Source organism: Citrobacter sp. CK206, assembly GCF_030333125.1.
GTDB lineage: Bacteria > Pseudomonadota > Gammaproteobacteria > Enterobacterales > Enterobacteriaceae > Citrobacter_B > Citrobacter_B koseri.
The window spans coordinates 201555-222098 of sequence record NZ_JAOWGM010000029.1; the positions used below are offsets into that span (position 1 = coordinate 201555).

Sequence of the window (20544 nt, forward strand, 5' to 3'; positions counted from 1 at the left end):
GACTTGCGGACTCGTTCACATAACTTTGATCTGATTACTTCTTATACAACCGATAAGTCCAGTACACTTAAGGTGGAGATAAAACAAACAGGAGGTGGTGAATATGTATCGTTCTATTCTGGTGCCGATTGATATCTCAGAAGCCAGCTTGACCCGTCAGATCATCCCGCAGGTTGAGGCGCATGCTAAAACCGCAAAGGTGCATTTTTTGGCCGTAATACCTTCTGTCCCGTTCTATGCCTCACTGGGTCTGGCCTACTCCAGCGAGTTCCCGGATAGAAGCGGTCTTCAGTCAAAGGCCGCCGTCAAACTGGAGGAAATTGTTAAACAATTCAATATCCCCGAGGGCAGGAGCCAGTCCCATGTTGTCTACGGCCCGCCCAAAGATCAGATCCTCAAACTGGCGGATGCGGTAGAAGCCGACCTGATTATCATTGCGTCGCATCAACCGGGTTTCAGCACCTATCTGCTGGGTTCAACTGCTGCGGCCGTTGTTCGCCATGCAAACTGCCCTGTTCTGGTTGTACGCTAATACCGCTCGCTAACCCTGGCGAAAACGGGAGCCAACAGGCTCCCGTTCTTGTATCACACCTGTTTTCTGATGAATGACTCCCGATAAAAACAGCCTTATAAAACGAATGGTTGAATCATTAAATGATAATGGTTATCATTCTCTTGCTGTAAATACCTTAGCGCCTAATACAGGTATTGAAAGCACGACATTGCTCACATTGCTTCCAGTATGATTTTGCCCGCACTCTGTTGCGGGCTTTTTTTGCCAGAGTATTCATGCTCTCAGGGAAAAGGGCATGTGAGTCGTTAAACATTAAAAGGATATTTATGAACATAAAGAGAGTTGCCGGCACGATTTCAATCGTATTGTTGACGGCTTGTGTCGACTCAGAAGTACAACCCGCGCCCTCTTCCGCCAGCCCAATTTGTCAGGGATTCGGCTGCGTAAAAACTCCCGGGAAACTTCCCAGCCGCGCCGCCACCCATAAACCGACAAAAGAAGAAAGAAACCGTGTGATCCGAGGCGAGAAACCCGATTTTGGCTCCGAAGAGTGGAGTGTCGGGGGTACGCTGCCTGGCTGGTGATTGCAGGTGCAGAGTCGTCACTCTCACAACACGCCATTCTACTGACATAAAAAAACGGGAACTGACAGGTTCCCGTTCTTGTTTATCCTCAGGTGCATATTTACAGATACCCGGCGATATAACCGGAGATCATACGCACAAGATAAGGCCACCCGGCCATGACAAGCAGCATCAGCAGCGCGATAAGCAGCCCCGTTAATACTGACCGAATGCGTTCATGTTCCGTGCCCATTTTCACCTCCCCTGACCGCAGAAAATGAATGACTAAATTCCCAATAGCACGAACACATGACAGGTTTATGACGGCATTATTGACCAGTAACCGCCCGGAGGCGGTTTGAAACCAGGAAGCGAGCTATTCGCCGTTACTCTCAATCGCGTTTTCCTTCTTCCCATACAGGGCCGGCTTGCCTGCTGGTCGGGTCTTAAAGCGACGGTGTAGCCACATATATTGTTCAGGAGCCAGGTTGATTGCGCGTTCAATCGCCCGATTCATTCTGGTCGCAACGGTTTCCTTGCCCTCGTCATACAGTTCATGGCCGATATCCGGGAGGATGATCAGCTCGTACCCTCTTCCATCCGCTCGGCGTCGGGGAACAAAAGGAACAACCGCCGGGCGGGCGCTTCTGACAAGCATGTAACTGCCGGCGGTAGTCGCCGCATCGGGAACATCAAAAAAAGGAACAAACACGCTGTTACGAGCGCCATAGTCATGATCAGGTGCATACCAGACAATCTCACCTTGTTTGAGCACTCGTATCATGCCTTTTAAATCATAGCGATCGAGCATGGTTTTATTTGAGCGAAGACGTCCCCGCGTCTGCAACCAGTCATACAGCGCGTTATTGTTCGGCCTGTATACGCCAATGCCCGGATTGAGCATCCCAAATATGCGCGCCCCAAGTTCAAGAGTAAGAAAGTGCATACCGATGAGAAGCACGCCTTTATTTTCAGCTCGCGCACTTTCCATATGTTCATAACCCGTAACCGTAAACCATTTGCGTAAACGCCTGTCTGACCAGAACCAGGCGATACCGGTTTCAAGTACCCCCATGCCTACCGACTCAAAATTTTTAATCAGTAATTTTTCACGCTCCTTCGCAGGTAGCGCCTTAAAGCAAAGTTCCAGGTTGCGACGGGCTATTGTTACCCTGCGAGGCAATGCGCGCATGGCCACTCTCCCCAGACAAGCGCCAAGCCTGAGCAGAATGGGATAAGGCAGCAAAACAGCACATCGTAAGAAGAAAATACCCAGCCATAGCAGCCAGTAGCGAGGATGAAAAAAAGCGAATGAAAATGTTGGGAGTCTCGTCATTGAGTAAAATACGTTCCGATTTACTGATAACTGCGGTGTTAGCTATCTGACTATTACAAAGAGGGGAAAACTAAAGCCCCGGTTAGCACAAAAAGTCTATAAAAAGACGAAAAAGTCGTTTTGTCATTTTTTGCGACTTATCCCCTGCTCACCGCGAGGTCGTAAAAACGTCATTTACCTTTTCGCCGCCACATGACCGATCGGACAATTTCAGGTCTATTCATTAAGCACAATTGAGGTTATGTTATTACATAACTTTTAGTGAGAAGGGTAATCATCAGATGAAAGTCAGAAACATATTCGCCATATCACTGGCAGCCTCGTCGTTCAGTTGCCTGGCATTCAAATCACCGCCCAACGTAGTACCCGGTACGGCTCCTGATAACGTTCGCACACTCGAAAGTAAGATTCTGGGAAGTTTTTACAGTCAGCATGGTACTGAGCCGCAAACAACATTTTTGGGAACCTGTGACGCTTCACCCGTTCCAGGTTGTTCATGCCCGTTTTGCACAATGCTCCGTAGCCACATCCGCTGATGGGCTAATCGTCTGAGTCACTGGCAGATGCACATCTTCCCCGTCTGGAGACTTGCGAAGTATCGTCTTAGTCCTCTGCGAATTCGACATTCAAAAAACAAGTTCGAATGCTAATAATAAAAAACGGGAACCCTCAGGCTCCCGTTCTTGTTTAACCCAGAAACTGGATTACATATTTGCGATGATCGCGTCGCCAAACTCTGAACATTTCAGCAGCTTAGCGCCTTCCATCAGACGTTCGAAATCGTAAGTGACGGTCTTCGCGGCAATCGCGCCTTCCATCCCTTTGACGATCAGATCTGCGGCTTCGAACCACTGCATGTGGCGCAGCATCATCTCAGCAGACAGAATGATGGAGCCCGGGTTAACTTTATCCTGGCCCGCGTACTTCGGCGCAGTACCGTGAGTCGCTTCGAACAGCGCGCACTCGTCACCGATGTTCGCGCCCGGCGCGATACCGATACCGCCAACCTGCGCCGCCAGGGCGTCAGAGATGTAGTCGCCGTTCAGGTTCATACAGGCAATCACGTCGTACTCAGCCGGACGCAGCAGGATCTGTTGCAGGAACGCATCGGCGATCACGTCTTTAATCACGATCTCTTTGCCGGTGTTCGGGTTCTTGATTTTGACCCACGGGCCGCCGTCGATCAGCTCACCGCCGAATTCATCACGCGCTAACTGGTAGCCCCAGTCTTTAAACGCGCCTTCGGTGAACTTCATGATGTTGCCTTTGTGAACCAGGGTCACAGAATCACGGTCGTTAGCGATGGCATATTCAATCGCCGCACGCACCAGACGTTTGGTTCCTTCTTCGGAACACGGCTTAATACCGATACCACAGTGTTCAGGGAAGCGAATTTTCTTCACGCCCATCTCTTCGCGCAGGAATTTGATCACTTTCTCGGCATCCGCAGAGTCGGCTTTCCATTCGATACCTGCATAAATATCTTCAGCGTTTTCGCGGAAGATGACCATGTCGGTCAGTTCAGGGTGTTTAACCGGGCTTGGGGTGCCCTGATAGTAACGAACCGGACGCAGACACACGTACAGGTCGAGTTCCTGACGCAGCGCCACGTTCAGGGAACGAATACCGCCGCCGACCGGGGTAGTCAGAGGGCCTTTGATGGCCACGCGGTAATCACGAATCAGATCCAGGGTTTCAGCAGGCAGCCAGACATCCTGGCCATAAACCTGAGTGGATTTTTCACCGGTGTAAATTTCCATCCAGGAGATTTTACGCTCGCCTTTATAGGCTTTCTCGACAGCGGCATCGACCACTTTGAGCATGGCTGGGGTTACATCAACACCGATACCGTCGCCTTCAATGAACGGGATAATCGGATTTTCAGGAACGTTGAGTTTGCCGTTTTGCAGGGTGATCTTCTTACCTTCCGCCGGAACAACTACTTTGCTTTCCATTCACCTCTCCTTCGAGCGCTTCTGGTTTGCTCGTCTGTCATCACGCTGCATGTGCGTTTGCGTCCTGCGACACGGATGCATTAGAGCAACTTTTTTGTTAATGATTTGTAATGAGCGTGTCAATACTACCCTATTGTTTGCTGCCATGAAAGACACTCGTTATTAGGCTATAATGCGGCAATTGATAAGCCCTGAAAATACCATGCAAAAAACTTCTTTTAGAAATCACCGGGTTGAGCGATTCAGCTCACGACAAGTCACTAAGCGGCGGAAAGAAAACCAGCCAAAACGCGTGGTTTTGTTCAATAAACCTTACGATGTTTTGCCGCAATTTACGGATGAGGCCGGGCGCAGCACATTAAAAGACTATATTCCTGTCCAAGGCGTCTATGCAGCAGGTCGTCTGGACAGGGACAGCGAAGGTCTTCTGGTGCTCACCAACGATGGCGCATTGCAGGCTCGTCTGACGCAGCCCGGCAAACGTACCGGTAAGATTTATTACGTTCAGGTTGAAGGCGAACCCACCGCAGAAGCGCTGGAAGCCCTGCGCAATGGCGTGACGCTCAATGATGGCCCCACTCTGCCTGCGGGCATTGAGGTAGTGGAGGAACCCGAATGGCTGTGGCCGAGAACGCCGCCGATTCGCGAACGAAAAAGTATTCCCACCCGCTGGCTCAAAGTGACCTTATATGAAGGCCGTAACCGTCAGGTACGGCGTATGACGGCGCACGTCGGCTACCCTACGCTGCGACTGATCCGCTACGCAATGGGCAACTACACGCTGGATAATCTTGCCAACGGCGAATGGCGAGACGCTACCGATTAAGGAAAAACCATGTTCAAACCGCACGTCACCGTCGCCTGCATCGTCCATGCAGAAGGTCAATTCCTCGTGGTGGAAGAGACCATTAACGGCAAAGCGCTCTGGAATCAGCCAGCCGGACATCTGGAAGCCGACGAAACGCTGGTGGAAGCCGCCGCGCGCGAACTCTGGGAAGAGACAGGGATTACCGCGCAACCCCAGCACTTTATTCGTCTGCATCAATGGATCGCGCCGGACAACACGCCGTTCCTGCGTTTCCTCTTTTCCATTGAACTTACCAGGATGTGCGCCACTGAACCTCACGACAACGACATTGACTGCTGTCGCTGGGTCAGCGCCGACGCGATCCTCAACGCCCCCAACCTGCGTTCGCCGCTGGTTGCCGAGAGCATTCGTTGCTGGCAGAACGGGCAACGTTATCCGCTGGCGATCATCGGCGAATTTAACTGGCCGTTTACAGAGGGTGTCAAGTAAAAGGGCTGCGTGATAGAATACGCCGCCTTGAAGTTCAATGTCGTGAGTATTCCAATGTCAGAAAGCCCAAAAAAAGTGATCGTCGGCATGTCCGGCGGTGTCGACTCCTCCGTTTCCGCCTGGCTGTTGCAACAACAGGGCTACCAGGTAGAAGGCCTGTTCATGAAGAACTGGGAAGAGGACGACGGTGAGGAATATTGCACAGCGGCAGCCGACCTGGCTGATGCGCAGGCCGTTTGCGACAAACTTGGCATTGAACTGCATACCGTAAACTTTGCCGCAGAATACTGGGACAACGTTTTTGAACTCTTCCTGGAAGAGTACAAAGCGGGCCGCACGCCGAACCCGGATATTCTGTGTAATAAAGAGATCAAATTTAAAGCCTTCCTCGAATTTGCCGCTGAAGATCTGGGCGCTGATTATATCGCCACCGGTCACTACGTCCGTCGCGCGGATGTGGACGGCAAAAGCCGCCTGCTGCGCGGGCTCGACGGTAACAAAGATCAGAGCTACTTCCTTTACACACTCGGCCATGAGCAGATCGCCCAAAGCCTGTTCCCGGTCGGTGAACTGGAAAAACCGCAGGTACGCAAAATTGCCGAAGACCTCGGTCTGATCACCGCGAAGAAAAAAGACTCTACCGGCATCTGCTTTATCGGCGAACGTAAATTCCGCGAGTTCCTCGGTCGCTATCTCCCGGCGCAGCCAGGAAAAATCATCACCGTAGACGGCGACGAAATCGGTCAGCACCAGGGGCTGATGTACCACACGCTGGGCCAACGTAAAGGTCTGGGTATCGGCGGCACCAAAGAAGGCACCGAAGATCCGTGGTACGTGGTCGATAAAGATGTCGAGAATAACATTCTGGTTGTCGCTCAGGGTCATGAGCATCCACGTCTGATGTCCGTCGGCCTGATTGCCCAACAGCTTCACTGGGTCGATCGCGAACCGTTTAGCGGCACCCTGCGCTGCACGGTGAAAACCCGCTACCGCCAGACCGACATTCCGTGCACCGTGAAAGCGCTGGATGACGAACGCATTGAAGTGATTTTTGATGAGCCGGTAGCCGCAGTAACGCCGGGTCAGTCGGCTGTCTTTTATAACGGAGAAGTGTGCCTCGGCGGCGGTATTATCGAGCAGCGCCTGCCCCTGCCGGTATAATTATTCTCTATAACTGATACAAGGAAGCAGTGATCGTGGCAAAGAATTATTATGACATCACCCTCGCACTGGCAGGCATTTGCCAGTCAGCACGCCTGGTGCAACAGCTGGCGCACCAGGGGCACTGTGATGCCGATGCGCTACACGTTTCACTGAACAGCGTTATCGATATGAACCCCAGCTCTACGCTGGGCGTATTCGGCGGCAGCGAAGCGAACCTTCGCCTCGGTCTGGAAACCCTGCTCGTCGTCCTGAATGCCAGTAGCCGCCAGGGGCTGAACGCAGAGCTGACGCGCTATACGCTGAGCCTGATGGTGCTGGAGCGCAAACTGTCAGCCGCCAAAGGCGCGCTGGACATGCTGGGCGAGCGCATTAACGGCTTACAGCGTCAGCTTGACCATTTTGACCTGCAATCAGAAACGCTGATGAGCGCGATGGCCGGTATTTATGTCGATGTCATCAGCCCGCTGGGGCCACGCATTCAGGTGACGGGCTCACCCGCCGTGCTGCAAAGCCCGCAGGTGCAGGCAAAAGTTCGCGCCTCGCTTCTGGCCGGTATCCGTGCCGCAGTGCTCTGGCACCAGGTCGGCGGTGGCCGCCTGCAATTAATGTTTTCTCGTAATCGCCTGACCACTCAGGCAAAACAAATTCTTGCTCATTTAACCCCGGAGTTGTGATCTATGGAATTATCCTCACTGACCGCCGTTTCCCCTGTCGATGGACGCTACGGCGATAAAGTCAGCGCGCTGCGCGGGATTTTCAGCGAATACGGTTTGCTGAAATTCCGTGTACAGGTTGAAGTACGCTGGCTGCAAAAACTGGCCGCGCACGCAGCGATCAAGGAAGTTCCTGCTTTTGCTGCCGACGCAAACGGTTTCCTGGATACGATTGTCGCGAACTTCAATGAAGAAGATGCCGCACGTATCAAAACCATTGAGCGCACGACGAACCACGACGTGAAGGCAGTTGAGTATTTCCTGAAAGAAAAAGTGGCGGATATCCCGGAACTGCATGCGGTTTCTGAGTTCATCCACTTCGCCTGTACTTCTGAAGACATCAACAACCTGTCTCATGCGCTGATGCTGAAAACCGCGCGCGACGAAGTGATCCTGCCGTACTGGCGTCAGCTGATCGACGCGGTCAAAGATCTGTCCGTTCAGTATCGCGACATTCCCCTGCTCTCCCGTACCCACGGTCAACCGGCTACGCCGTCCACGATGGGGAAAGAGATGGCTAACGTGGCTTACCGCATGGAACGCCAGTTCCGCCAGTTAAACCAGGTGGAAATCCTTGGTAAAATCAACGGCGCGGTCGGTAACTATAACGCCCACATTGCCGCTTACCCGGAAGTGGACTGGCACCATTTCAGCGAAGAGTTTGTGACGTCGCTGGGTATCCAGTGGAACCCGTACACCACACAGATTGAACCGCATGACTACATCGCAGAGCTGTTTGACTGCGTCGCGCGCTTTAACACCATCCTGATTGACTTCGATCGCGACGTCTGGGGTTATATCGCGCTCAACCACTTCAAACAGAGAACCATCGCGGGTGAAATTGGTTCTTCCACCATGCCGCACAAGGTTAACCCGATTGACTTCGAAAACTCCGAAGGCAACCTGGGCCTGGCTAACGCCGTACTGCAACACCTGGCAAGCAAACTGCCGGTTTCCCGCTGGCAGCGCGACCTGACGGACTCCACCGTGCTGCGTAACCTGGGCGTCGGTATTGGCTATGCGTTGATCGCGTATCAGTCCACCCTGAAAGGCGTAAGCAAACTGGAAGTGAACCGCGATCGTCTGCTGGATGAACTGGATCACAACTGGGAAGTGCTGGCAGAGCCGATCCAGACCGTAATGCGCCGCTACGGCATTGAGAAACCGTACGAGAAGCTGAAAGAGTTAACGCGCGGCAAACGTGTTGACGCCGAAGGCATGAAGCAGTTTATCGACAGTCTGGCCCTGCCGGAAGAAGAGAAAACGCGCCTGAAGGCGATGACCCCGGCCAACTATATTGGTCGCGCCATCACTATGGTTGACGAGCTGAAGTAATCCCCCCTGCCGGATAGCGATGCTAACGCATCTTATCCGGCCGATATTCAGCGCCCCCAATGCCGGAGACTCATCCGGCATAACTCTCCCCCCGGTTTACGAAATGTTTATCCCCGCCGCAACATAATCAGCGTTAGACTGCGAATGAAAAAAATAAACAGTTTAAGAAACATGCATTTATAACAATATCAAGAAGTTGGGGAATGTAGTTATCGGACAATAGCAGACAATATCAGGTATTTTATCGCCCCTAAAATTACCCCTAACCAACTATTTGCCCCCAAATCCGCCCCCAAAATCCATACCGAAAACCAATAAAGATTAGACACATTGATGGGCTATGCCGGGCAGATACAATTCACGACAGACACTTTTTTCACTTCACACGCAAAAGGTCTTCATATCGAGTGGTGTATCGCGGTGAGAGCATCTCCCGCTTCATCTGCCACTGCTGTTGTATGCCCTGTCCGGCGAAGTAGAGCGTACCTACGCCGTCTTTGGTGTTGAGATGATCCAGCACCTTCATCAGTTTGTCGCTATTGCGCCGCGGCGCGTTATCATCAAAAAGGTTGAGTTGTGCCACCCCCTGGCTGAAGAAGTCGCCGAGCATAACGCCTGCCTTCTGGTAACGGCGTCCATCTTTCCAGACAGCATCCAGGCATCGCGTGGCCGCGCCGATAATGTCCCGGCTGTCCTGCGTCGGGGTCAGAAGCTTCACAGAGGCGCTGTTGCCGTAATACGGTTCGTTCAGTGCAAACGGGCTTGTCTTCACGAACGCGGAGATAAACCGGCAATATTGATGCTCGCCGCGCAGCTTCTCCGCCGCCCGGCTGGCGTAACTGAAAATCGCCTGACGCATCTCTTCGTAATCAGTGATACGACCACTGAAGGAGCGTGAGCAGACGATTTCCTGCTTTACTGGTGCAAACTCTTCCAGTTCCAGACACGGCTCACCACGCAGCTCGCGTACCGTTCTTTCGAGCACAACATTGAAATGCTTCTTGATAAACCGGATATCTGTGTCAGCCAGGTCAAGAGCAGTTTCGATGCCCATCCCCTCCAGCTTTTTAGAGATGCGTCGCCCTATACCCCACACCTCGCCAACTGGCAGCGCAGCTAACAGTTTACGCTGCCGGCTCACGTTCGATAAATCAACAACACCACCAGTCTGTCGTTGCCACTTCTTTGCCGCATAGTTAGCCAGTTTCGCGAGGGTTTTTGTCTGCGCAATACCGACACCGACGGTGAGATGTGTACGCTGTAATACTGTAGTGCGGATCTCCCGGCCAAATTCAGTAAGATCACGGCAGTTTCGCACGCCAGTCATGTCACAAAATGCCTCGTCTATGCTGTAAATTTCGACGCGGGGACTAATTTCTTCCAGCGTTGTCATTACGCGATTCGACATATCAGCGTAAAGCTCATAGTTACTGGAGAACGCGACGATGCCGTGACGGCGAAAAGTCTCTTTTTGTTTGAAATAGGGCTCCCCCATTTTAACAAAGGACTTCGCTGCTGCTGAACGGGCAATAACACAGCCATCATTGTTAGAGAGAACGACAACCGGCCTTCCTTTTAGGTCTGGCCTGAACACCGTTTCACAACTCGCATAGAAGCTGTTCACGTCTACGAGTGCAAACATACTCAGCCAGCAGACTTCACGATGTAAGTTACGACGCCGAAAACCTCCAGATTGTCTTCACTTCCAATCATGATTGGTTTATACACAGAGTTTTCAGGCTTGAGCATGACAGCAGGATGCAGCAACAGGCGCTTAACTGTGAACTCACCGTCGACCGCTGCAATGACAATGTCCCCATGCCCTGCTTTTCGTGAACTGTCGACTACCAACAAATCGCCTTCGCCGATTCCGGCATCACGCATAGAATCTCCTGTGGCCTTCACGAAATACGTCGCGCTTGGGTGCCTCACCAGCAATTCGTTAAGGTCTATACGCGACTCAACATAGTCCTGAGCAGGGGAAGGAAACCCGCATTGCACAAGGTCACTAAACATTGGGAGCGCCACATGGCGTAGATCTGTAGGCGTGAAAAACTGCATGATAATCACCTTAATTGATACTGATTATATATACAGTATTATTGTATCAATGGCAGCGATCAAGTCTCTTAGAAGTACAACACGGTAAGTAACTGGCGTGAGGTGAAATTTAGTTTTGTGGAACATCATCGGCGACCTGCACTATCGAACGATCGCCAACTGGCCGCATCAGTGTCTTGCATACGCTCTGGTGAGTAAACTTGACGACCCTTCGCCTTTAACGCCCCTCTATCATGTATGTCGATCAAGTACCGCGTTAGTGCTACACTTGCACTCTTTCAGAATTCACTGATTTTTCACATGTTAAAGCTATTTAGTCGATATGTTTCGGTTGGTGTTGTGAACACCGCGATTCATTGGTTATGCTTTGCTGGTTTGCTTCACTTCTTTGGCGCCAGCCAGGCCATTTCCAATGTTACGGCATTTTGCGTGGCTGTAACTTTTAGCTTCTTCGCTAATGCAAAGTTTACTTTCAACTCTCAGGCTACGACCGGGCGTTACATTGCGTTCGTCGTATTCATGGGGGTTATGGCTATGCTCACTGGGTTTATCGCAGATCAACTCAAGGCACCACCGATTTTAACGCTTGTGGCGTTCTCGGCTTTCAGCCTGATCGCGGGATTTATCTACTCAAAATTCATAGTATTTAGGGATGCTAAATGAAAATCTCTCTGATCGTTCCGGTCTTCAATGAAGAGGCCACGATACCGATTTTCTACAAAACGGTTCGGGAATTCGACGAATTAAAACAACATGAAGTTGAGATAGTATTCATCAACGATGGCAGCAAAGACACAACGGAATCAATTATCAATGCGCTTGCTGTATCCGATCCGCTCGTCATGCCATTATCATTTACCCGTAATTTTGGCAAGGAGCCAGCTTTGTTTGCCGGGCTTGATCACGCAACAGGTGATGCTGTTATCCCTATCGATGTCGATTTACAAGACCCCATTGAAGTTATCCCGCATCTGATAGAGAAATGGCAGGCTGGCGCTGATATGGTTCTGGCTAAACGCACCGATCGTTCAACGGATGGAAGGCTAAAACGAAAGACCGCAGAATGGTTCTACAAGTTACACAACAAAATCAGCAACCCACAGATCGAAGAGAATGTGGGTGATTTCCGTCTCATGTCCCGTGAGGTTGTGGAAAACATTAAGCTAATGCCAGAACGTAACTTGTTCATGAAAGGCGTTCTTAGCTGGGTTGGCGGAAAGACTGACGTTGTGGAATATGCCCGCGGCGAGCGCGTAGCTGGTGACTCTAAATTCAATGGCTGGAAATTATGGAATCTGGCTCTTGAAGGGATCACCTCCTTCTCAACGTTTCCGCTACGCATGTGGACATACATTGGCCTTTTTGTCGCAGGTCTGTCATTCCTGTATGGGGCATGGATGATTGTTGATAAGTTATTTTTCGGCAACAGCGTCCCTGGCTATCCGTCGCTGCTTGTATCAATACTTTTCTTGGGGGGTATTCAACTTATTGGGATCGGTGTTCTTGGTGAGTATATAGGAAGAATTTATATAGAAACAAAGAAAAGACCAAAATATATTTTGGGGAAACGCAAAAAATGAGAATAACGAAGATTTTTATTGTCACTTTGACATTCATTGTTATAAGTCTGCCTTTATTTGGTCACTTCTGGACGTCAGGAGACCTGTCCGCCCATTATTATAGGCTCATATCTATAAAACATCAGTTGGAAACACATCAGTTTCCGATGTATTTCGATTTCGTAACTGATAACATGCAAGGGTATGGATATTCATGGAATTTATTTTACCCTCCACTGACAGCTTTTCTGTATACAATTATAGAGCTATTAAGCTTTAATAGCATTGATGCTGTTATACAGTTAAAAATAAGCATAGCAATAATCTCAGCAATAAATTTTTTTATTATGTATTTTTCTGTAAAGAGAATTTTCAACTCTTCACAAATTGCTTTTATCTCAGCGATACTATCCGTTACATCATACTATTTTCTATACAATCAATACACTCGCTCTGCATTTCCTGAAGCTCTTGCTATGAGCTTTGTACCCTTGTTACTTTTGGGGCTATTTGGGTACATCAACAACAATAAAAATAAAATTTATTTACCATTGTCGTTTTCGTTAATACTGTTAACAAATATACCCGCAACCATTGTCACTCTTATATTTATAACTTTATTTGTAGTAATCTTTCATAAGAAATTCATAGAACAATATCGAGATGTAATTTTACATTCATTTATAGTTATTGGTATAACGTCATTTTTTATACTTCCGCTTTATTACACATCTAAAGGTGACATTTACGCCTTTACATCTATGAAATCAAGTTATGAATCAATGTGGAAGCTAACCATACCAGTTATTAACTTAATCATACCGACAAGAACAACGGAGTACCCTTTCAGACTTATTACACCGGGATGGGTTATAATGGGGCTAATAATAGCCTTGTTCACCATGAAAAAAAATGGTGATAAATTATCTTCCATGCTTGATGGGCACCATAAGGTGGCTATTTCAATATCTTTATTATTCATAATAATGTGCTCACAAATGTTCCCATGGAATCACATACCAAAACAGCTTCCGGTACTTAATTTCATTCAGTTCCCCTGGCGAATGATGCTTATATCATCGCCAATCCTGTGCATTTTCGCTGCTCTAACTCTTGTCAAAATCGCCCAAGAATCCCAAGGGAAGAAAGGTTTAATTTATATTGTCATATTTTCATCAATTATTCTTTCTATGTATGCGTCAACAAGTCCATTCGATAACAAGGCGAGACTGCCATGGTATCAAGTATATCTTGATTACATGCCTAACAACATGGCGAGAAAAATAAATGAAATTAAAAAAACCAAAAAAGAACCTATAGTGTTAAGTGGAAATGGAAGTATTGTAAGCGCTAGATTAACTGGCGGCTATCCAACATATAAATATATTTGCATGGATGATTGTACAATTCAACTTCCTGTAATTCCTTATAGAGGATATGAGGTAGAAGGAGTTAAATCTTTTTCTGAAAACAACATGGGGTTGATGCAGGTTAACGTATCAAAAGGGAGTGGGCAAATAAATTTAAAATATAATCCAATTATTATCTACATATCATACGGAATTACGTTAATCACAATAATATTGTTGTTATATTTTACAAGAAGAAAATCATGATAGAAGGGGCCGCATAAAACGGCCCCTTCTTATTAAACTATATTACCCACACCATCTTTCCACGCACTTCCTGTCCATGTGATAGCATAACCAAGAGTTGTATCCAGTATCTGCGCTCCTGCATCTGCTGCGTTTAATGAAGGGCGTAGTGCGGTCGTAAAGCTCGGTATCCGCACAGGTTTGTTAGCCTGTATGACGTTGTTCGGAGAAGTAATGTTACCAAAAGAACCAGATACTACGTGGATGACTGCGTAGCGATAACGTAACGCACCTACGCCAGTCCCTTCATCAGTGCCTAATGAAATAGTGCCGTCTCTGTGTGGCCGCAGGTACGCATGGCTACCTGACTCGTATACCGGGCCGAGGCGCATTGGGTTGGCGGTGCCGATACAGATCCAGTTGGCAGAGAATAGCCGGTTATATGCTGTAGGGGCAGACCCATCAACATTATTGACTGTCAGGTCACTGACACCCAAGCCGTTGTGCCCACCAATAATACTCACTCGACCCGTAAGGTTAGTCATATAGTGGGTTCCAGCTTCACTATAGGTGTTTACCAAGTTAACGTTCGCTACCCGGTTCATGTAGAGATTCCCTACACGAATGGTCGTGTTAACAAAGAATAGCTTGCTGCCGCGCCCATCCTGCCATTCTTTCGGATAACCGTTGACTGACGTTGTACCACTCCCAGATCCGTCTGTAGCGTAATCGTTCATTCGGTTCGCGGGTTTCTCTGCGGTGTTTATCGCGGCATCGAGGTAAACCCCGCGAATGACGCTATTTGAGAAAAACAGGTCGGACGTTCCTGTGCCGCCCCAAATCCAGTTAAGCGCGTAGCCGTTAGCCCCTTGCGGGTATTTAGTCCCGTCCCGGATATCCCGGTCAGTACCCTTTAGTTTCAACCCATACGAGCTAATCGCGCTTACCAACTGAGTGGGCTGTTTTGGGTCGAGAGGCCATGCAAAGAAATTATCGAATGACAAATCGCACATGCTTTGACTGTTGATGCGCCCATTGATATTGAACGTATTGCCAGAACCGTTATTCTGGTCAGATCGGGAGCAGTCGAGGAGAACTGCATCATTCGCAAAGTAGCCGATAACCGCAGTACCAGACAAGGTTAACCCTGACACTGCCGGAACAAACAGGCCATATGAGAAGCACGCCGTTGCCCCGACGTCATCCACCCCGGTCAGCGATGGCGCTTCAAGAGTCCCGTCTGTCCGTTTGCGCCACCCCATCAGCACAACGTTGTTGATTGAGATTCCGTGGTCGCAAATACATAAGCCTGCACTGATCGCCGGGTCATCAGCGCCCTCTACAACGTCTGTCAGGACGTACGTTGCGGGGGTGCCTTTGAGGTTAAATCGGGTAAATCCCGGATCACTGATAAGCGTCGCGAGTGTCGTCGCCTCATGACGCATACTATGTGAACGCACCGTGACGGCCTGCGCACCGGTAATGGTCGTGTTTCGTGGGATCATTCCCCATTCAATATCAAAATCACCTGGGGGGAAGTGGCAGTTCCTACCAGCATTCTCATCTAAAAACGCCTGGATTTCTTCTTTTGTTGCGCCGCTTCCCCCCGTGAAATACACGTCATAAGACAGCCGTTCTGCAACCGTCACATCACCATAGCCGATCTGATCTGCACCGGTTGGCAGCGCCAGTTCGCGGCGCAGGACATCGCTGACATCTACGGCCAGCCATTTTCCGACACCTGTACCGCCGGATGAATCTGGAGTAGAGCCTGGCGGAACGGTTTTCGGTAGGGTCGTTAGATCATCCCAGCGATACCATGCGCCTGTTGTCTCATCCTGAATGATGTCACCGGCGGAATTAATAACCGCCCCGCCCTGAAATGTCCCGACTGGATTTAAGCCGAGGTTCGCGAGCGCTGTTTTATAACGCTCTTCCATTCCGTGCCAGGTAAGTCTGGGCTTACCAAAACGGTCATCCCACGTTTCATTGACCCGGTCATTTGAGAGGTGATCAAAGTTCTGGGCGTTATCATAAAGAACCTTGGCGGATGCAGAACCAAGAGGTTCTTTGGTGTTATAGGTGGTCATACTGGCCTCATAAAATAGAAAACCCGCGATTATTCGCGGGTTCTGAATGTTATCTAGCGGGGTGATTATTTGATGAAAGACAAGAGTTCATTTTCTTGGAAAGTATATTTTTTATCTTCTTCCTCAACAGATAGACAAAGTGCATCTGATAATTTCTTTACTACTGAATAATTATCAGCTATCAGTGTTGCGGTTTCCTGATCCACTTGATGGTGCAGCGATTCAAAACTGATACTATTGCCGTAAAGATTTTTCAACAGCAGCAAGTATTCATGCGCTTTTAACCAGTCAAGACGCCCTCCTCCACCTACATTAAACTCCCTTCGGACAGTGGCTGCATTATATGTAATACCATCAAATGCCTGTGCATACACACCAGACCACAAAGTAATTATTCTGGATTTGGTGAATGCTATTACGTCATTGACATCATAAATTTCCCAGTCAGTGATTATAGTGGTCGACCCTTTCGGCCCTGAAAGAGAATAATTAATTATCTCTATAGGGCCGACAACACCACCTTGTAATTTCCATGAGAGCCAATGCCCAACCTCGTGTAATACAACATCCTTTAACTGACTCGCCATATCCCCTCCCGCATCCACATTCGATATTACACTACATCACGTTCATCCTACATTGCCGGGATAAGTGGCATTGTCGTAATCGTAGAAGCTGGGTTTATACTGTTTCGCCGTTACCTGGCACGTGCCATCGGACTGCGGCGCTATTTCTGAGATGATTGCGTTATAACCGACCTCCGAAGAGTCGCAGAAAACCAGACGCGGCGGCTCAATGGCAGGATCATTAAGAATAATAGAGCTGAATTCTGGTTGCTCGGGAACCAGCACCTGATAATCCCCCATTCTTGTTGCAACCATCAGGCCAGAAGCGGTGCCATCCTGGTAACGTATCAGCACGCGAGGGTTCTCGAAAGACCAGTCAAGAGGCTCCGTCACCGTAAACGTTGTCTTGTTATCAGTGGTATCCATCTCTTCAATCAGCGCGCTGACTGTCTGGCTGCCTGGTATATCGTCGGTCAGCACGATACGATCGCCGACGTTATAGCAAAGCGCGTCCAGTTCTGTTGAGGTCGTATGTGTCAGCCGTTGCTGTAGGTACTTCATCAGCCGCCGCATGCCGATCTGATATGCCCGGTCACGGTCGAGCACACCATCAAGCGTGTAGTCTTCGATTTTTACGGGCGTTGGATTATCTGGTGTCCGGCACTGTACCGTTTCCTCCGCCCACGTCGTTCCGTTGATATACGTAACGTCCACGCCGTCATAGTCGTCGTCAGACGGAGCCACGAACGCGGTTTGCAGGTCTTCGGTCATCTCATGCGGGCTGATAACCCCCGACCAGGGCTTAACGCCTTCGCGCGCAACCGAGGCAAGCCCGTCTGCAAGCAGAAAATAGCTTTTCCCGGCATTGGCGATCTTCTGTAAAACCTCCAGCGCAGATGTACTGTCGGTCGTCTCGAAGTCGAAAAATTCATTGTCCGGCGTCCAGTACGCACTTTCCAGCGCATCAATGGCGTCGGTGTCCATGTCCAGCCCCAGCGAGTTACCAACGTGGTACAGCGCGCCGGAGATGCTGCGCGCCGCGCCAGTGTCGTAAATCCTTGTAGCTACAACGTTCACCCGGCGATCGGACTGCGCTGCCAGCTTGCCACCGGTTTCCACCGTGACCCCCATCGTCGTTACGCCAGCGTACGATGACGGTCTGGTCAGCAGGCGGCCACGCAACGATTGCCAGTACATATTATCGCGGCTGTTATCCTGCCCCTGCTCGTTAGTGCGTCGGCACCGCACTTCAACAAGGCCGGGAGAACTCAGCGTGATGCGCTCAGTGAAACCAAGGCCATTAATATTTTTTGTGTTATAAGAACCGGTTTTGCTCATCCATCCCGAACCAGAGCCATAAACGCGGTACTGAACTTCCCAGCGAACCGCTCTGTTTTGTTTTCTCCCTTTTTTGTCGTACCCGCAAATGCCATTCGGGAAGAAGAAATTCACTTCAAACATGTCGATGGTTTCATTATCCGGGCATGCCAGAAACGGCCCCATCCAGGAGTCGTTCTGGTTAACGCCAGATGCCTCAAAATCAAGCACGGTACGCGCCACGAAACCCGGCCATGTGTTATCGACAACACCATCAATCAAGCGCTGAAGAGTCACACTGGTGCCGTCCACGTCGAAAATTTTGTACTGATATCCAGCATGAGAAACGGAAAGCCTGATATACCCCTCAGGAATACCCGTAAAAGGCGCGCCGGTTTCATTCTCATAAGCCAGCGTTATCGACGCGGTGACTTCCTCTTCTTCCTCTGTCGCGTTTGCATGCGGCGTATACGAAGCGATAAACAGGCTGTAGTCGACGCTGTTGTACCAGAGCGTTACCGGCATTCCGACGTAAGGGGCGATTTCCGCCAAATTGTCACTGGTAATGCGGCTGTATGCGCCATCGTTGGTAACAACAAACTGATCGGGTACGATTAGCTCAACCGTCGCACCAGCAACCCAGGAATCAGGCAGCTCGTTTGTTGCAGTATCGTCGTCAGCGCTTAATCCGTTAAATGTGATTGTACTTCCCGACACCGTCAGCGACTGCGCCACAACATCATCCGTATCCGGCGCGGTCTGGGCCATATCCAGCCCGGCACCCGATGACGTCCCGCCAACCTCGGTAGAGTTAAACCAGTTTTCGCTACGGCGATCACCAGCCACATTCTGTCCCGGCTGAAAAACAGTGTATGCGAAGCCATCACCCAGCGATGAAACTGGCGTGGCGCCGACACGCATATCCCCTTCCCCGAATGAAAATTGTCCGAATCCCAGCGCGACGAACATTTCAACGGTCATCACTGTCGGATCGTCCGGGCTGAAGCGGGTTACCGGTTGCACTACGTAATCGGGGTAAATTCGGCGGCGTCCGAACAGCTCGCGGATTGGATCGCCCAACTTTGCGCGGTTCGCTTTTGCCGGGTTAACGTCCAATGAATCGCCTGTCGACGAAGAAAAACCACCGGGATCTGATGCGCCTGGCGCAAAGAACAACGCATAAGCCACAGATGCGACCGAAACAGCAACGGCAATCCACGCCAGCGCAACGGCGCCATGAGGAACCGGATAAATGCGCACATCACTTGTCGGGCTGATCGCATAATCGAACCATGCGGCAGCCGGTATATTCACGCCGTCCACTTCAATGGCGATCGGATGTTTCATATCAGCGCGATAATTATCAACGTTCCGCGTCATCCACTGATGGATCGTGATAGCACTATGTTCATGCGTTTCCAGCGGTTCGCCAGGTAATCGGGAAGGATAAATTCTAATGGTCACTTCCAGAACTCCACTTTAACGAAGCGGCGAACAAACTGTGCCACCGGCGTGAAAGAAACGTTGGATTTAGGGTTGCATTCGGCCACATGCAGACGGCCATTGAGTTCCACAACAACGCCAACATGCGTAACAGTTGAGCCTGAATAGCACGCAACACCCGCGCCCTCACACGGCTCGCAGCGTTGCAGGGAGAGCATCAGTTTTCGCGCTTCGCGATTAAGGCCGCCATCATCTTTCGTTATCCCGGCAAAATCCGGCCATTCTGGTAATCCCAGGTCGCGACGCACCTCATTCACGATGCCGAAACAGTCAAGCTCAGGGTAAGCGCGCCCGCCCTTCAGCCATTTGACCGAAAGGTATTTATCTTGATTGAACATTAAGCCTCCGAATTTCAGGCAATAAAAAACCCCGTATAAACGGGGTTTGCAATGTAGTTTACTGACGGTTCAATACAGGCTGGAGATGTACGAGTTTACAGGCTCTGGCAACAAGTCTTGTGGATGATCACCACCAAATGTGGCCCACTTACTTTTCCCGCTAATAATCGTTGAGGCAATCCGATTGTTGGATTCTGCATTATAAATTGTAATTTTCACTTCAATTTTATCTGGAATTCCTGACCACTCAGTAGCCCTGTCCTCCCAATGCAATATCTGAGGAACAACGTAGTATCCATGATGGATTGTATGATTATTTTTCAGACAAGTAACATCTTCACAATCAGCGTAAATCGCTACGTTATCTGAATGTCGCAAAAAAGCAGCTTTTAATGCAGTCGCTGTCGAATTTCCAGAGCCAGCATATGTGCGGGTTTCATATACCCCATCAGATGGCATAGAAATAGCAACTGGAGCATCTTTGACTAACTGCTCAGTGTTGCTCTGAATATTGTTCGTATTGTATTTAGCCGAACATCCGGCCAGTAAAATTACGGCAGAAACCAGCAAAAATCGTTTCACTTTTCTATCCCTGTCAATAAGAAGAACCTTATCTTATCAAGTAATTTATGGCTGAA

Annotated in this window: 19 protein-coding genes; 9 read left to right on the plus strand and 10 right to left on the minus strand. The window is 49.6% G+C overall.

Annotation, left to right across the window (positions count from 1 at the left end; all coding sequences use genetic code 11):
* Positions 1–103: 103 nt before the first annotated feature.
* Entirely contained in the window at positions 104–532 is a 429-nt protein-coding gene (uspF, locus tag OGX81_RS15805; protein WP_012132695.1) for a universal stress protein UspF, read from the plus strand.
* 666 nt (positions 533–1198) lie between these two features.
* Here the strand turns inward: uspF and OGX81_RS15810 are convergent.
* From OGX81_RS15810 to icd, 3 genes are all read right to left on the minus strand, one after another.
* Positions 1199–1330: a hypothetical protein gene (locus OGX81_RS15810; RefSeq protein ID WP_012132696.1), complete on the minus strand. Its 132-nt coding sequence runs from the start codon at positions 1328–1330 to the stop codon at positions 1199–1201.
* A gap of 123 nt (positions 1331–1453) precedes the next feature.
* The gene (locus OGX81_RS15815) at positions 1454–2413 is read right to left on the minus strand and encodes a Kdo(2)-lipid IV(A) acyltransferase (RefSeq protein ID WP_049011760.1); all 960 of its coding nucleotides are present in this window, start codon (positions 2411–2413) and stop codon (positions 1454–1456) included.
* Between the two features lie 704 nt (positions 2414–3117).
* Positions 3118–4368, minus strand: a complete 1251-nt coding sequence (gene icd, locus OGX81_RS15820) for an NADP-dependent isocitrate dehydrogenase (RefSeq protein WP_047457457.1) — start codon at positions 4366–4368, stop codon at positions 3118–3120.
* A gap of 172 nt (positions 4369–4540) precedes the next feature.
* On the opposite strand from icd, the gene rluE reads away from it, so the two are divergent.
* The 5 genes from rluE to purB are packed head-to-tail and all read left to right on the plus strand — an operon-like array spanning position 4541 to position 8877.
* Positions 4541–5194, plus strand: coding sequence for a 23S rRNA pseudouridine(2457) synthase RluE (rluE, locus tag OGX81_RS15825; RefSeq protein ID WP_081353176.1), 654 nt, complete (start codon positions 4541–4543; stop codon positions 5192–5194).
* A 9-nt stretch (positions 5195–5203) separates the two neighbouring features.
* Positions 5204–5665, plus strand: a complete 462-nt coding sequence (locus tag OGX81_RS15830; protein WP_012132701.1) for an NUDIX hydrolase — start codon at positions 5204–5206, stop codon at positions 5663–5665.
* 54 nt (positions 5666–5719) lie between these two features.
* Complete coding sequence (gene mnmA / locus OGX81_RS15835) at positions 5720–6826, plus strand: tRNA 2-thiouridine(34) synthase MnmA (RefSeq protein WP_024130406.1); 1107 nt, start codon at positions 5720–5722, stop codon at positions 6824–6826.
* Between the two features lie 35 nt (positions 6827–6861).
* Positions 6862–7503 (plus strand): high frequency lysogenization protein HflD, encoded by a 642-nt coding sequence (hflD, locus tag OGX81_RS15840; RefSeq protein ID WP_286487583.1) that lies wholly within the window; start codon positions 6862–6864, stop codon positions 7501–7503.
* A gap of 3 nt (positions 7504–7506) precedes the next feature.
* Entirely contained in the window at positions 7507–8877 is a 1371-nt protein-coding gene (gene purB / locus OGX81_RS15845) for an adenylosuccinate lyase (protein WP_012132704.1), read from the plus strand.
* Between the two features lie 376 nt (positions 8878–9253).
* On the opposite strand, the gene OGX81_RS15850 is transcribed toward purB, so the two are convergent.
* A complete protein-coding gene (locus OGX81_RS15850; protein WP_112002357.1) occupies positions 9254–10519 on the minus strand; it encodes a Y-family DNA polymerase in 1266 nt (421 codons plus the stop codon).
* A 2-nt stretch (positions 10520–10521) separates the two neighbouring features.
* Complete coding sequence (locus tag OGX81_RS15855) at positions 10522–10938, minus strand: translesion error-prone DNA polymerase V autoproteolytic subunit (protein WP_012132706.1); 417 nt, start codon at positions 10936–10938, stop codon at positions 10522–10524.
* A gap of 300 nt (positions 10939–11238) precedes the next feature.
* On the opposite strand from OGX81_RS15855, the gene OGX81_RS15860 reads away from it, so the two are divergent.
* The 3 genes from OGX81_RS15860 (at position 11239) to OGX81_RS15870 (ending at position 14113) form a co-directional block, all read left to right on the plus strand.
* The gene (locus tag OGX81_RS15860; protein WP_024130409.1) at positions 11239–11601 is read left to right on the plus strand and encodes a GtrA family protein; all 363 of its coding nucleotides are present in this window, start codon (positions 11239–11241) and stop codon (positions 11599–11601) included.
* On the plus strand, positions 11598–12518 hold the full coding sequence (locus OGX81_RS15865) for a glycosyltransferase family 2 protein (protein ID WP_012132708.1): 921 nt from the start codon (positions 11598–11600) through the stop codon (positions 12516–12518). The genes OGX81_RS15860 and OGX81_RS15865 overlap by 4 nt, the downstream gene beginning before the upstream one ends.
* 173 nt (positions 12519–12691) lie before the next feature.
* Complete coding sequence (locus OGX81_RS15870; RefSeq protein WP_232626242.1) at positions 12692–14113, plus strand: 6-pyruvoyl-tetrahydropterin synthase-related protein; 1422 nt, start codon at positions 12692–12694, stop codon at positions 14111–14113.
* Positions 14114–14145: 32 nt separating this feature from the next.
* Here OGX81_RS15870 and OGX81_RS15875 read toward each other — a convergent pair whose 3' ends face one another.
* The 5 genes from OGX81_RS15875 to OGX81_RS15895 form a co-directional block, all read right to left on the minus strand.
* A complete protein-coding gene (locus OGX81_RS15875; RefSeq protein WP_286487584.1) occupies positions 14146–16182 on the minus strand; it encodes a tail fiber/spike domain-containing protein in 2037 nt (678 codons plus the stop codon).
* A 65-nt stretch (positions 16183–16247) separates the two neighbouring features.
* Positions 16248–16769 (minus strand): hypothetical protein, encoded by a 522-nt coding sequence (locus OGX81_RS15880; RefSeq protein ID WP_286487585.1) that lies wholly within the window; start codon positions 16767–16769, stop codon positions 16248–16250.
* Positions 16770–16811: 42 nt separating this feature from the next.
* Positions 16812–19529 (minus strand): host specificity factor TipJ family phage tail protein, encoded by a 2718-nt coding sequence (locus OGX81_RS15885; RefSeq protein WP_286487586.1) that lies wholly within the window; start codon positions 19527–19529, stop codon positions 16812–16814.
* Positions 19526–19906 carry a nitrite transporter gene (locus OGX81_RS15890; protein ID WP_200055816.1) on the minus strand — a complete coding sequence of 127 codons (381 nt, stop codon included), beginning with the start codon at positions 19904–19906 and terminating at the stop codon, positions 19526–19528. Before OGX81_RS15890 ends, OGX81_RS15885 begins: the two co-directional genes overlap by 4 nt.
* 69 nt (positions 19907–19975) lie before the next feature.
* On the minus strand, positions 19976–20488 hold the full coding sequence (locus OGX81_RS15895; RefSeq protein WP_200073767.1) for a DUF4823 domain-containing protein: 513 nt from the start codon (positions 20486–20488) through the stop codon (positions 19976–19978).
* Positions 20489–20544 lie beyond the last annotated feature (56 nt).